Source organism: Niveispirillum sp. CC-CTL257, from assembly GCF_059489915.1.
Map to the genome: position 1 here is coordinate 59,857 of NZ_JCAJXE010000001.1, position 12,646 is coordinate 72,502.

Annotated in this window: 11 protein-coding genes; 7 read left to right on the top strand and 4 right to left on the bottom strand. The window is 64.8% G+C overall.

Features of this window, described 5'->3' with window-relative positions:
- Positions 1-1,158, bottom strand: coding sequence for a Re/Si-specific NAD(P)(+) transhydrogenase subunit alpha (locus ABC729_RS00325; RefSeq protein WP_495605690.1), 1,158 nt, complete (start codon positions 1,156-1,158; stop codon positions 1-3).
- Between the two features lie 543 nt (positions 1,159-1,701).
- Here ABC729_RS00325 and ABC729_RS00330 point away from each other — a divergent pair.
- Positions 1,702-1,914 (top strand): hypothetical protein, encoded by a 213-nt coding sequence (locus ABC729_RS00330; protein WP_495605691.1) that lies wholly within the window; start codon positions 1,702-1,704, stop codon positions 1,912-1,914.
- Positions 1,915-1,920: 6 nt separating this feature from the next.
- On the opposite strand, the gene ABC729_RS00335 is transcribed toward ABC729_RS00330, so the two are convergent.
- A complete protein-coding gene (locus ABC729_RS00335; RefSeq protein ID WP_495605692.1) occupies positions 1,921-2,484 on the bottom strand; it encodes a hypothetical protein in 564 nt (187 codons plus the stop codon).
- 104 nt (positions 2,485-2,588) lie between these two features.
- Here ABC729_RS00335 and ABC729_RS00340 point away from each other — a divergent pair, with 104 nt between their 5' ends.
- Together ABC729_RS00340 and ABC729_RS00345 are read left to right on the top strand one after the other, a co-directional pair.
- On the top strand, positions 2,589-3,560 hold the full coding sequence (locus ABC729_RS00340) for a helix-turn-helix transcriptional regulator (RefSeq protein WP_495605693.1): 972 nt from the start codon (positions 2,589-2,591) through the stop codon (positions 3,558-3,560).
- Positions 3,561-3,624: 64 nt separating this feature from the next.
- On the top strand, positions 3,625-4,602 hold the full coding sequence (locus tag ABC729_RS00345; RefSeq protein ID WP_495605694.1) for an NADPH:quinone oxidoreductase family protein: 978 nt from the start codon (positions 3,625-3,627) through the stop codon (positions 4,600-4,602).
- Between the two features lie 83 nt (positions 4,603-4,685).
- On the opposite strand, the gene ABC729_RS00350 is transcribed toward ABC729_RS00345, so the two are convergent.
- Complete coding sequence (locus ABC729_RS00350; RefSeq protein ID WP_495605695.1) at positions 4,686-5,975, bottom strand: ammonium transporter; 1,290 nt, start codon at positions 5,973-5,975, stop codon at positions 4,686-4,688.
- A gap of 516 nt (positions 5,976-6,491) precedes the next feature.
- Between ABC729_RS00350 and glgC the strand changes: the two genes are divergently transcribed.
- Positions 6,492-7,781 carry a glucose-1-phosphate adenylyltransferase gene (gene glgC, locus ABC729_RS00355; RefSeq protein WP_495608619.1) on the top strand — a complete coding sequence of 430 codons (1,290 nt, stop codon included), beginning with the start codon at positions 6,492-6,494 and terminating at the stop codon, positions 7,779-7,781.
- Positions 7,782-7,819: 38 nt separating this feature from the next.
- On the top strand, positions 7,820-8,647 hold the full coding sequence (map, locus tag ABC729_RS00360) for a type I methionyl aminopeptidase (protein ID WP_495605696.1): 828 nt from the start codon (positions 7,820-7,822) through the stop codon (positions 8,645-8,647).
- Positions 8,648-8,659: 12 nt separating this feature from the next.
- Here the strand turns inward: map and ABC729_RS00365 are convergent, their stop codons facing one another.
- The gene (locus ABC729_RS00365; RefSeq protein ID WP_495605697.1) at positions 8,660-10,054 is read right to left on the bottom strand and encodes an MFS transporter; all 1,395 of its coding nucleotides are present in this window, start codon (positions 10,052-10,054) and stop codon (positions 8,660-8,662) included.
- 112 nt (positions 10,055-10,166) lie between these two features.
- Between ABC729_RS00365 and ABC729_RS00370 the strand changes: the two genes are divergently transcribed.
- Both ABC729_RS00370 and glgA read left to right on the top strand, forming a co-directional pair.
- Positions 10,167-11,093, top strand: coding sequence for a LysR family transcriptional regulator (locus ABC729_RS00370; protein WP_495605698.1), 927 nt, complete (start codon positions 10,167-10,169; stop codon positions 11,091-11,093).
- 43 nt (positions 11,094-11,136) lie between these two features.
- Positions 11,137-12,633, top strand: a complete 1,497-nt coding sequence (glgA, locus tag ABC729_RS00375) for a glycogen synthase GlgA (protein WP_495605699.1) — start codon at positions 11,137-11,139, stop codon at positions 12,631-12,633.
- The last annotated feature ends 13 nt before the right edge of the window (positions 12,634-12,646 follow it).

Below are 12,646 nucleotides of genomic sequence, written 5' to 3' on the forward strand. Positions count from 1 at the left end.
TCAGGCGGCGGGCTTGTTGAACGACGGGTGGACGACGGCACCGTCACGGGTCAGACCCGTGCCCTTCACGACGTCATCTTCCCAATTCATCTTCAGCGCCTTCGTGTCCTTGTCCACGAAGGGCGTGATGAAGTTCAGTAGGTTCTTGGCGTAGAGTGCCGAGGCATCCACGGCGATGCGGCCCGGCATGTTGATGCGGCCCACGATCTTTACGCCATATTTTTCCACGACCTGACCGGCCACGGCGCCTTCGACATTGCCACCCTGTTCACAGGCCAGATCCACCAGGATCGCGCCCTGCTTCATGGTCTTCAGCATCTCGTCGGTGACCAGGACCGGGGCCTTGCGACCGGGGATCAGGGCCGTCGTGATGACGATATCCTGCTTCTTGATCGTCTCGGCGATCAGGGCCGCCTGCTTGGCCTGATATTCCTTCGACATTTCCTTGGCGTAGCCGCCAGCGGTCTGTGCCTGCTGGAATTCCTCATCCATCACGGCCACGAACGTGCCACCCAAGGACTCCACCTGTTCCTTGGTAGCCGGGCGCACGTCGGTGGCGGACACGACCGCACCCAGACGCTTGGCCGTCGCAATAGCCTGCAGACCAGCCACACCGGCACCCATGATCAGGGCGCGGGCCGGCGGAACCGTGCCGGCGGCGGTCATCATCATGGGGAAGGCGCGGCCAAACTCGTTCGCGGCCTCGATCACGGCGCGGTAACCGGCCAGGTTCGATTGGCTCGACAGGATATCCATGCTCTGTGCGCGGGTGATGCGCGGCATGAATTCCATGGCGAACGCGTCGATCTTGGCGGCGGCATAGGCGGCCACGGTTTCCGGCGCGCCATAGGGCGACAGGCCGGCGATCAGGATGGCACCGGGCTTGATCAATGCCAGCTCGTTCACATCGCCCTCACCCTCGGCCAGCGGACGCTGCACCTTTAGGATGATGTCGGCACCGGTCAGGGTGCTGGTGACATCGGCGGCGATGGTCGCACCGGCAGCGGTAAAGGCCTCGTCCGTGATGGCGGAACCCAGGCCGGCGCCCGCTTCCACCACCACCTCGAAACCCAGCCCGATATATTTGCGCACCGTATCCGGCGTGGCTGCGACACGCAGCTCATGCGCCCGGCGCTCCTTCGGAATGGCGATTTTCATTCGATCCGATTCCCCCTATTGGAAAAGTTCCTAGTCTCGGCAGGCGACCCAGGGTGCCGGTGTTCCGTTTCAGGATTATGCCGGCTGTCTTTATGGTTTCGCACGATGACGCATCCGGTAATCTTTGTGAAGCTTTCAGGGTGCGCCGCGTCATGGTCGGAAAGGCTTTTCCCGCCTGACGGAAAGGAATGATGGGCAGCGGCGACAGGATCGGTCGGGTACCCGCTGTGCCGATTTTGTAGTGCGTACCCGGTAATTTTGTTCCCGATACCAAAAATCCCCAATGGGAATAAGGCATTAAGATGCAAGCATTTTTATGGTAACCGGTTACCATAATTTATGTAACACCGTTACCGAAATTGGCCCCGCGACCAAAGTCGTTCTTGCGCGTCATGATGGTTTTGCGACCGACGCATGGAACCGTTGTTATGCGGTGACGGGAGGGGACGGTTGCATCCGGGCCGGGGTCTGAAAGCCGGACTGGACCCCGTCCGGCGGGTGGGGCAGAGTGTCGCCCGACCCAATCAGAGCCCAAAAAGCCCCATGACCGATCCGCAGATTCCCGAAAAGCATCCCCTCGCCGATGCCGCCCGCACCCTGTTCAAGGAATTGACGGAGGCTGGCCGCCCCGTGGTGGGCACCGGCATCGGAGAGGGGCAGATTTTCCTGCGTGTGGCCGGTCCCGATCATGGCGCGCCGGCGGAATATCGCGGATATCCGGTCATGGTGCTGACGGATGAGGGCATCAAACGCTAGTTCGGCTCACACCCGCACCCAATCCATATACCAGTTGGCCTGCCACGTCTGGCCGCCGTCGCGTGAGACGGTTTGATACCAGCGGTGGCCCGTGGGCGTGATGCGGTCCCAGGTGCCGCGTACCCTGATGGGCTGATCGCCATCCATTTCGTCGGCTTCGAACACGCCTTCGCCCCTGCGGAAGATGCCGGTCAGGCCAGGGGTGGTCAGCACACCGCTTTTGGCGTTCACCCAGAAATCGGACCAGAGTTTGCGTTCAGCCTCCAACAGCCTGATCCCCACGCCGGCGAAGTTGCGGGCGGGGATGCGTAGTTCCTCGATGCTGCCGGCCCCGTTCAGGATGGTCCAGCAGGTGGCCTCACCCGTGAATTCATCCCATTCGCCGGTTTCTGGCTTCAGGCGGCGATGGCTGATCCGCCATTCGCCGGCCAGGAAATTGAAATCGCCGGGCCGCCCCTCTGCCGTATCCCCTGCTGCTGCCGGCACCGCAGTGGCGGCCAACCCCACGGCCAAGCCGAGGGCCGATTGCAGCACGGGGCGGCGGGCGATGCCGCCGGTCTCATCAGTCATTTTTCCCTCCATCCGATGGTCTTGCCCATTTTGCCGGGCGACGGGGGCAGTGTGCCGCGCTATACCTGACATCCTGTGTCAGGTAATTGTGGGGTGGGTCGAAAATGCGGGCGAGCCGGCTTCTTTCCCTGCTTTTGCTGCTGCAACTGCGCGGCGGACAGACGGCGGCGCAGATGGCGGCGGAACTGGAAGTGTCGGAACGCACCATCTATCGCGATATCGACGCCTTGAGTGCGGCGGGCGTGCCTGTCTATGGCGACCGGGGGCCGGGCGGCGGGTTCCAATTGCTGGAAGGGTACCGCACCCGCCTGACCGGGCTGGCCAGTGATGAGGCGGAGGCGATGTTCACCATCGGTCTGCCGGGACTGGCCGGAGCGCTGGGCGTGGGGCAGGCGGCGGCAAGGGCCTGGAACAAGCTGATGCTGGCCTTGCCCGCACAGGCGCGGGAGGAGGCGGGGCGCATGGGCGACCGGTTCCACCTGGATGCCGCCGACTGGTACCGGGTGGCGGAACCCACCCCGTTCCTTCCCGATCTGGCCCGCGCCGTGCTGGATTGCCGGCGGGTGGTGATGCGGTACGAAAGCTGGAAGGGGGAGCGGGAATGGACCATCGATCCGCTGGGACTGGTCCTGAAGGCCGGCACCTGGTACTTCGCGGCCCGGTATGGGGAACGGACCCTGGTCTTCAAGGTGGCGTCCATCCGGGCGCTGGAGGTCACGCGCGAGGGGTTCGCGCGACCCGTGGATTTCCACCTGCCCGGTTTCTGGGCAGGGCATCTGGCGGAATTCGAGGAGAGGCTGCGGCCGGAACGAGCGGACCTATCGGTGAGCGGGGTTGGCCGTGATCTTCTGTCGCGTCAGGGCGCCTACGCCGCCGATGCCGTGGCAGCGGCGGGGTCGGCGGATGATGATGGCTGGGCCGACATCACCCTGCCGTTCGAGAATGTGGATCAGGCGGCCCGCCTGCTACTGGGTCTCGGGCCGGAGGTGCGGGTGCGGGCACCCGATGCGCTGCGGGTCAGAGTCGCGGAGATGGCGCAGGGGATATTGGCGCGGATGCAGATGCCACCCCCTTGACCCGCTGGCCTGTCCCCGTCACACTTCAAACAATTGTTTGAATGAACCAACGGGAGGATGTGCGATGCCAAAGGCGCTGCTGTGCAAGGGGTTCGGGCCGCCGGAAAGCCTTGTGCTGGAAGAGGTGGAGGCGCCGCCGCTGGCAGCGGGAGAGGTGCGCATCGCCATCAAGGCGGCGGCGCTGAACTTTGCCGATACCTTGATCATCGAGGGCAAGTATCAGGAAAAGCCGCCCTTTCCCTTTACCCCCGGTATGGAGTGTGCCGGCGTGGTGACGGAGTTGGGCGAAGGCGTGCGGCACCTGAAGGTGGGGCAGCGGGTCATGGCCCTGTCGGCCAAGGGGGCGTTCCGGGAAGAAACGGTGGTGGAGGCGGGTGCCGTCCTGCTCATTCCCGACGGGATGGATTTCGCCACCGCCGCCGGCTTCCCCGTCGCCTATGGCACCTCCCACCTCGCCCTGACCGACCGGGCGCAGTTGAAGGCCGGGGAAACCCTGCTGGTACTGGGTGCGTCGGGCGGGGTCGGCCTGACGGCGGTGGAGATCGGTAAGGCCATGGGCGCGCGGGTCATCGCGGCGGCATCATCGCCGGAGAAGCTTTCCGTGGCGCGCGACCATGGGGCGGATGAGGTGATTGACTATACAGCCGAGGACCTAAAGGCCCGCCTGAAGGAACTGGCACCCAAGGGTGTGGATGTCGTGTTCGATCCGGTGGGTGGGGATTATTTCGACGCGGCCTTGCGCAATATGGCGTGGTGCGGACGGATCATCACCATTGGCTATGCGGCGGGACGTATCCCGCAGGTGCCGGCCAATCTGCTGCTGGTCAAAAACTGTGCAGTGCTGGGCTTGTTCTGGGGGGCGTACCGAAAGCATAACCCGCAGCGCCTGGGCCAGAGCCTCGTGGAACTGCTGGCTCTATGGGGGCAGGGGAAGCTGCGACCGCATGTGTCGCATGCGCTGCCTATCACGGACTATGCCCAGGCTTTCCATCTGCTGTCGGGGCGCAAGGCGACGGGGAAGGTGGTGCTGACCTTGGGGTGATCGGGGGGACCTTCCACCCAAAAGAAAACCGCCGCACCGGGCACCCGGTGCGGCGGTCTGTCTTTCAGGCCGGGGCCTGAGACTTACTGGATGCTTTCGCCATGCAGCGCCAGATCCAGACCGTCGCGTTCGGCATCTTCGTCAACGCGCAGGCCGGTGATGGCCTTGACGACGTAGAGGATGATGGTCGTGGCGACGGCCGACCAAACGATGGTTGCGCCAATGCCGTAAAGCTGCGTCCAGACCTGACCGATATTGCCTTCCAAAGCACCAGCGGTCCCGCCGATGGCAGCCTTGGCGAACACGCCGGTCAGGATGGCGCCGACGATGCCGCCGACACCATGCACGCCCCAGACGTCCAGGCTGTCATCATACTTCAGCGCATGCTTCAGGGTCGTGGAAGCGAAGTAGCAGACGACGCCAGCGGCGACGCCGATGCCAAGCGCACCGTCAACACCGACGAAACCAGCAGCCGGGGTGATGGCGACCAGACCGGCCACGGCACCGGAAACGGCACCCAGCACGGAAGGCTTGCCCTTCACACCCCATTCCACGAACACCCAGGCAAGCGTTGCGGTGGCGGCGGCGATCTGGGTCACCAGCATGGCCATGCCCGCACGGCCATCAGCGGCCACGGCGGAACCGGCGTTGAAGCCGAACCAGCCCACCCACAGCATGGCAGCGCCGATCAGCGACAGGACCAGGTTGTGCGGCTTCATGTCCGACGTGCCATAGCCCTTGCGCTTGCCCAGAACAATGGCAGCGACCAGACCGGCAACACCGGCATTGATGTGAACGACGGTGCCGCCGGCATAATCCAGCACACCATCGCCCATCAGGAAGCCGCCGCCCCACACCCAGTGGCAGACCGGGCTGTAGACGATCAGCGACCACAGCGCCGTGAACAGCAGCAGGGCCGAGAACTTCATACGGTCAGCGAAGGCGCCGGTGATCAGCGCCGGGGTGATGATGGCAAAGGTCATCTGGAAGGTGATGAACACCGATTCCGGGATGGTGCCCGACAGGGTGCCAACTTCCAGACCGGACAGGAAAGCCCGGCTGAGATCACCGATGAACAAATTGCCGGGGCCGAAGGCCAGGCTGAAACCGACGACGGCCCAGAGGACCGAGATCAGGGCGGTGATGGCGAAGCTCTGCATCGCCATGGTCAGGACGTTCAGCTTGCGGACCATGCCGCCATAGAACAGCGCCAGACCAGGAATGGTCATGAACAGCACCAGCGCCGTGGACGTCAGCAGCCAAGCGGTGTTGCCGCTGTCCAGCGTCGGGGTCGGTGCCGCGTCCTGAGCGAGGGCCACGCCCGGAACCAACGCCAGGCACGCCGCGAAAAGGGTCTTCAACATACGATTCATCTGGCTCCCCATTCTTGTGGGCACGGGGCCGACCGGCCGCCGCACACGCCGCTGCTCCCCTATTCAAAGTCCGTGCCGTTGTGCAAAGCGGCGGAATCCCTACGCTGTTGCAGCCAGACGCCTGAATGGAATCCACCCGCCGGACCTGCGACTCCGCCTGAAAACAGGCTATATGCACAAAAAATGTGCCGTTTCTGATTGCGACTTTTCAGGAAAAATTGTTTCTAATCAGTTGGATGATGCTGGCCTCTCCGTTGGAGGCACCCCGATTCAGCGGCTAAAAATGTGACAGATTAAAAAATAGGCAGACATTCAGGGGCATGTCGTGTTGCGATGCCGATTGGGGCCGATCCGGGCCTTTCGCCTTTTCGTTGTCTGCCTTGCCCGCGATTGAACACGCAACATACGTATCCAGACGTGACCCGGCACGCAGCATGTGACACCATCCCGGTTGAATTAGCCGCCGGTCGAAGCGGCCGGCAGAGCGCGGTGCGCGACATCAGGGAGGATGGGGAATTGGTGACCAGTCAGTCCGAACAGCGTCTGGACCGTGACCTGCGGCAGGCGCCGCGCCATGCGCTGGCCCTGGTGCTGGCGGGCGGGCGCGGCAGCCGCCTGAAGCAGCTGACCGACCGCCGCGCCAAGCCGGCAGTGCATTTCGGGGGCAAGTTCCGCATCATCGACTTCGCCCTGTCGAACTGCATCAATTCCGGCTTCCGCCGCATTTCGGTCATCACGCAGTACAAGTCGCACTCCCTGCTGCGGCACCTTCAGCGCGGCTGGAACTTCCTGCGCGGTGAAATCGGTGAATTCATCGACCTGCTGCCCGCCCAGCAGCGCATTGATGAGACCAGCTGGTACCAGGGCACGGCGGATGCCGTGTATCAGAACCTGGATATCCTGCGGTCCCACAAGGCGGAATGGGTTCTGATCCTGGCCGGCGATCACATCTATAAGATGGATTACGCCAACATGCTGGCCAGCCATATCCGCACCGGGGCCGATGTGACCGTGGGCTGCATCGAGGTGCCGCGCATGGAGGCCACGGGCTTCGGTGTTATGCATGTCGACAGCGACAACCGCGTCGTCAGTTTCCTGGAAAAGCCAGCCGACCCGCCCGCCATGCCCGGCAAGCCCGACATGGCGCTGGCCTCCATGGGCATCTACATCTTCAATGCCGAGTTCCTGTACAAGAACCTGGAACGCGACGCCAAGGACCAGAAGTCGAGCCGCGATTTCGGCAAGGACATCATCCCCTATCTGGTGGAGAACGCGAAGGTCGTCGCCCACCATTTCAACGAAAGCTGCGTGCGCAACAAGGCGCAGCCGGGCACCGCCTATTGGCGCGACGTTGGTACAGTCGATGCCTATTGGGAAGCCAATCTGGATCTGTGTACCGTGTCGCCCGACCTGGACCTCTATGACCGGGAATGGCCGATCTTCACCTATCAGGAACAGCTGCCGCCCGCGAAATTCGTGTTCGACGATGATGGCCGCCGGGGCATGGCCGTGGACAGCATGGTGTCGGCGGGCTGTATCACCTCTGGCTCCGTTGTCCGCCGCTCGCTCCTGTTCAACAAGGTTCGCATCCATTCCTATTGCGAGGTCACGGATGCAGTCATCCTGCCAGAGGTGGAGGTGAACCGGAATGCCCGCCTGACCAAGGTGGTGGTGGATCGCGGCTGTGTCATCCCCGCCGGTCTGGTGGTGGGTGAAAACGCGGAAGAAGATGCGCGCCGCTTCTACCGTTCCGAAAATGGTGTGGTATTGATCACCCAGGAGATGCTGGACCGCTTGAAGGATTAATGGTTTGGCACCGTGATGCGGGAGCGGCTTGAGGGGCGATGAAGACCTATCCGGGCAATTTCGTGCTGGACCCGTTGGGACGGCGGGTCACCCTGCACGGCAAAACGGCCTTTGCCGCCCTGCACCGGGCCGGTGCGGTGGCGGCGGCCTGCCTGGACCATATCACGCCCCACATGCAGCCCGGCGTCACCACGGCGGAGATTGATGACATTGTTGCCGCCTTCCTGAAGGCGAACGGGGCGTTGGCGGCCACGCTGGGTTATCACGGGTTTCCGAAATCCTGCTGTATCTCCCCCAACTATGTCGTCAATCACGGCATCCCGTCGGACAAGGTGCGGCTGAAGGCGGGTGACATCGTCAATGTCGATGTCACCGCCATTGTCGATGGCTGGTACGGCGATACCAGCCGCATGTATTGCGTGGGCGAGGTGGCACCCAAGGCCGCCCATCTGGTCCGCACAACCTATGATGCCATGATGGATGGTATCGGACAGGTGGCACCCGGCAAGCATTTGGGCGATATCGGCCATGTCATCGAACGGGCCGCCAAGTCCGTCGGCTATACCACCGTGCGCGACTATGTCGGCCACGGTATCGGCCGCGTCTTTCATGATGCGCCCGACGTCATGCATTTCGGCAAGCCGGGGCGCGGCATGAAGCTGGTGCCCGGTATGGTCTTTACCATCGAGCCGATGTTCAACCAGGGCGGCCCCGGCGTGCGTACCCTGCCTGACGGCTGGACCAACATCACCCGCGACCTGTCCCTGTCGGCACAGTTCGAACATATGGTCGGCGTGACCGAAGACGGGGTGGAGATTTTTACCCGGTCCCCAGCGGGGTTCGATTGTCCGGTGGGGGCGGACTGAGGGGTTGTGCGATCAATGGCGCTGGCTTGTGAGCCAGACAAAGGCGATTGCCCCAATCACCAACAGCCCCGCCCCCAGGAACGCCGCCCGCATCCCTGCAGTGATCAGGCTTGGCGTGGCGGTGGCGATGTCCGCCGTGCCCACGGCCAGGGTGAAGACGGCCCCCAGGCAGGCGGTGCCCGTGATCAGGCCCAGGTTGCGCGACAGGTTCAGCAGGCCGGAGACAAGGCCGCGCCGGTCCGCCGGCTGACCGTTCATCACGCCGGTATTGTTGGCGGCCTGGAACAGGGCGTAGAAGCTGGTCATCAACGCGATGGGCAGCATGTAGCCGGCAATGCCCCAGGCGGCGGGTGCCGTTGCCATGAACAGGCAGCCAAGGCCGACACCGCCGAGACCGGCCAGGGTCATGCGGGTACTGCCGAACCGGTCCACGGCCCGGCCAGAGGGCACACCCGCCAGGGCGGAGATGCAGGGACCGGTCGCCATCACCAGCCCCGTCAGGGCCGGTGACAGGCCCAGAACCCGCGTCAGATAGAAGGGCCCCAGTACCAGGGTCGCCATCATGATCATGGAGACCAGAATATTGGCGAGCAACGCGGCGCGCAGACCCCCGTCACGGAACAGGGACAGGTCCAGCAGCGGCGACGGGGCCGACATTTGCCACAGGATGAACATTCCGGCCAGCAGCAGGGCGGCCACCACCAGCATCGGGCCGAGGCTGCCGCCCATGGTCATGGCCAGCGCATAGGCGGCCAGGGCGGCGGCCAGCAGCATTGTGCCCAGGGGATCACCGCCAGCCTTCCGCGCGCCCATACCCCCGTCCTTCGGCACCTGTGTGCGGACCAGGGCGAAGGCCGCGAGGCCCAGCGGCACATTGATCAGGAACAGGCCCGGCCAACCGGCAAAGGCCAGGATCAATCCGCCCAGCGACGGCCCCAGGGCCGTGCCGACCGCCGACATGCTGCCCAGCATGCCCATGGCCCGGCCCGTGCGTGCCTTGTCCGTGATGCTGCCGACCAGGGCCATGGACATGGCCATCATGGCGGCGGCCCCCAACCCCTGCAATGCCCGCGCGGCGATCAGCAGCGGCAGGGACGGGGCCAGACCGGACAGGGCTGATGCCAGCGTGAACAGGGCGATACCGGCCAGCAGCAGACGCCGACGCCCGATCCGGTCCCCCAGATGGCCGGCGCTGACAATCAGGGTGGTGGTGGCCAGCAGATAGGCCAGCACCACCCATTGCACCTGCGCGAAGGGGAGGGCAAAGGAGGCGGCCAAGCTGGGCAGGCCGATATTGGCGATGCTGGTGCCCAGTGAGGACAGCAGGATGGACAGCGACAGGGAGGGCAGGGCCAGGTTGGGTGGCCTGTCATCGGCCTTCGTCGTCAATGCCTGTTCCGCCACCATCGCTTCCTCCATCCAGGATCGTCGTGGCTAAGGCTATGTGTTGCATCGGTATGGCGGAAGGCGCAGCGATTGCATTATATTCGTGCATCAGACGCCCTATATGGTGCCCGCCATGAACCTTCCCGATCTGAACCTGCTGCTGACGCTGGATGTGCTGCTGTCGGAGGGGAGTGTGGCCGGTGCGGCGCGGCGTCTGCGGCTCAGCCCGTCGGCCATGAGCCGGGCGCTGGCGCGGCTGCGGGAGGCGACGGGCGATCCGTTGCTGGTGCGGGCGGGGCGGGGGCTGGTGCCGACGCCGCGCGCCCTGGAACTGCGCGGGCAGGTGGGGCCGCTGGTGGAACAGGCGCTGGCGGCGCTGCGCCCGGCGTCCGCGCTGGACCTTGCCCGTCTGGACCGCATCTTCACCCTGCGCACCAGCGAGGGGTTTGTGGAGACGTTCGGGGCCGCCCTGATCACGGGTGTGGCGGCGCAGGCGCCCGGCGTGCGGCTGCGTTTCATGGGCAAGCCGGAACGGGACAGCACGCCGCTGCGTGACGGGACGGTGGATCTGGAAACCGGCGTGGTGGGGCCGGATATGGGGCCGGAATTGCGGGTTCAGGCCTTGTTCCGGGACCGCTTTGTGGGTGTTGTACGGCCCGGCCATCGGCTGCTGGACGGGCCGATAACGGCGCAGGCCTATGCCGGGGCATCGCATGTGGCGGTGACGCGGGCGCGGCCCGACAAGGGGCCCGTCGACCGGGCCCTGCAGGCGCTGGGCCTGGAACGGCGGGTGGCGGCCTTGGTTGCGGGCTATGCCGGGGCGCTGGCCGTGGCACGGGACAGTGATCTGGTAGCCACCGTGTCGGCCCGGCATACGCAGGGGCTGCGGGCCGGGATGGTGGCCTTCGACCTGCCGTTCGACATTCAAGCCGTCACCGTCTCCCTGCTCTGGCACCCGCGGCTGGACGCCGATCCGGCCCATCGCTGGCTGCGGGGTCTGGTGCGGGCGGTTTGCGGTGATGATCCCCTTGCCGAAACGGATGGTTCCGTTCACTCATAGGTGGCGGCCCCGCCCCATCCGATCAACAAGTCCGGACCCGATCATGCGCGTTCTTTTCGTTACGTCGGAATGCCTGCCCTATGTGAAGACCGGCGGTCTGGGCGATGTGGCCGGTGCCTTGCCCGCCGCGCTGCGGGCCGAAGGCGTGGATGTCCGCACCCTGATCCCCGGCTATCCGGGCGTGCTGGACCGGCTGGAGAATATCAAGGTGTTGCGCGACCTGCGCGGATTGCCAGGATTGCCGTCGGCGGCACCGGCCCGGCTGGTGGCGGGGCGGGGTGTGGATGGCGGCACCATCTATGCGCTGGATATACCCAGCTTTTTCGGGCGCAAGGGCAACCCTTACCTGGGGCCGGACGGCAAGGACTGGTCCGACAATCATCTGCGCTTTGCCGCCTTGGGCCGCATCGCGGCCTTGATCGGGCTGGCCGGTGACGGGGCCTCCGGACGGGCGGCGTGGAAGCCGGATGTGCTGCATGGTCATGACTGGCAGGCGGGTCTGGCGGCGGCGCATCTGCATTTCCCGCTCTGGCCGCTGGCCGGGCTGAAGCGGCCGGGGACGGTTTTCACCATCCATAATCTGGCCTTTCAGGGATTGTTCCCGGCAGAGATGGTGCCGACCCTGGGCCTGCCCTGGGATGGGTTCACGCCGCAGGGTTTTGAATTCTACAGCCAGTTGTCCTTCCTGAAGGCGGGTCTGGTCTATTCCGACCGGTTGACGACGGTCAGCCCGACCTATGCCACCGAGATTCAGGGAGAGATTTTTGGCTTCGGCATGGATGGGCTGCTGCGTGCCCGCGCCGATGTGCTGGATGGTATTCTGAACGGGATTGACACCGACGCCTGGGACCCCGCCCGCGATCCGCAGTTGAGCGCGCTGTATGATGCCGACAATCTGCCCGCCAAGGAGACCAACAAGGCCGATATCCAACGCGCCTTCGGCCTGTCGCCCGATATCCATGCGCCTTTGTTCGGCATCGTCAGCCGCCTGACGGACCAGAAGGGCATCGATCTGGTGGTGCAGGCCATCCCGCATATCGTGGCGCGCGGTGGGCAATTGGCGGTGCTTGGGACGGGGACCGCCTCGCTGGAACAGGCGCTGGCCGGGGCCGCGCGGCATTATCCGGGTCGGGTCGGGCTGGTGCTTGGTTATGACGAGGCACTGTCCCACCGGTTGCAGGCGGGTGTGGACGTGCTGATGGTGCCGTCGCGGTTTGAACCCTGTGGTCTGACGCAGATGTATGCGCTGCGTTACGGCACCTTGCCGCTGGTTGCCCGCGTGGGCGGGCTGGCCGATACGGTGACGGATTGCACCGATGATGCGCTGTCGGACGGCACGGCCACGGGCTTCACCTTTGGCCCCGTCACCGTACCGTCGCTGATTAACGCCATCGATCGTGCCTTTGCCCTGCATGTGCAGACCGACCGCTGGCGCGGGGTGCAGCGTTCCGCCATGGCGCGCGACGTCTCCTGGGGGGCGTCGGCCCGGCATTATGTGGAGACGTACAAGGCCGCGATGGCGGCGGCGGAGCGTGGGTGATACGCGGGTCGGG

Excerpts from the sequence above, each read along its gene's own strand:
- ABC729_RS00325 (WP_495605690.1), bottom strand. The coding sequence starts at position 1,158 with ATGAAAATCGCCATTCCGAAGGAGCGCCGGGCGCATGAGCTGCGTGTC.
- ABC729_RS00330 (WP_495605691.1), top strand. The coding sequence starts at position 1,702 with ATGACCGATCCGCAGATTCCCGAAAAGCATCCCCTCGCCGATGCCGCC.
- ABC729_RS00335 (WP_495605692.1), bottom strand. The coding sequence starts at position 2,484 with ATGACTGATGAGACCGGCGGCATCGCCCGCCGCCCCGTGCTGCAATCG.
- ABC729_RS00340 (WP_495605693.1), top strand. The coding sequence starts at position 2,589 with ATGCGGGCGAGCCGGCTTCTTTCCCTGCTTTTGCTGCTGCAACTGCGC.
- ABC729_RS00345 (WP_495605694.1), top strand. The coding sequence starts at position 3,625 with ATGCCAAAGGCGCTGCTGTGCAAGGGGTTCGGGCCGCCGGAAAGCCTT.
- ABC729_RS00350 (WP_495605695.1), bottom strand. The coding sequence starts at position 5,975 with ATGAATCGTATGTTGAAGACCCTTTTCGCGGCGTGCCTGGCGTTGGTT.
- map (WP_495605696.1), top strand. The coding sequence starts at position 7,820 with ATGAAGACCTATCCGGGCAATTTCGTGCTGGACCCGTTGGGACGGCGG.
- ABC729_RS00365 (WP_495605697.1), bottom strand. The coding sequence starts at position 10,054 with ATGGTGGCGGAACAGGCATTGACGACGAAGGCCGATGACAGGCCACCC.
- ABC729_RS00370 (WP_495605698.1), top strand. The coding sequence starts at position 10,167 with ATGAACCTTCCCGATCTGAACCTGCTGCTGACGCTGGATGTGCTGCTG.
- glgA (WP_495605699.1), top strand. The coding sequence starts at position 11,137 with ATGCGCGTTCTTTTCGTTACGTCGGAATGCCTGCCCTATGTGAAGACC.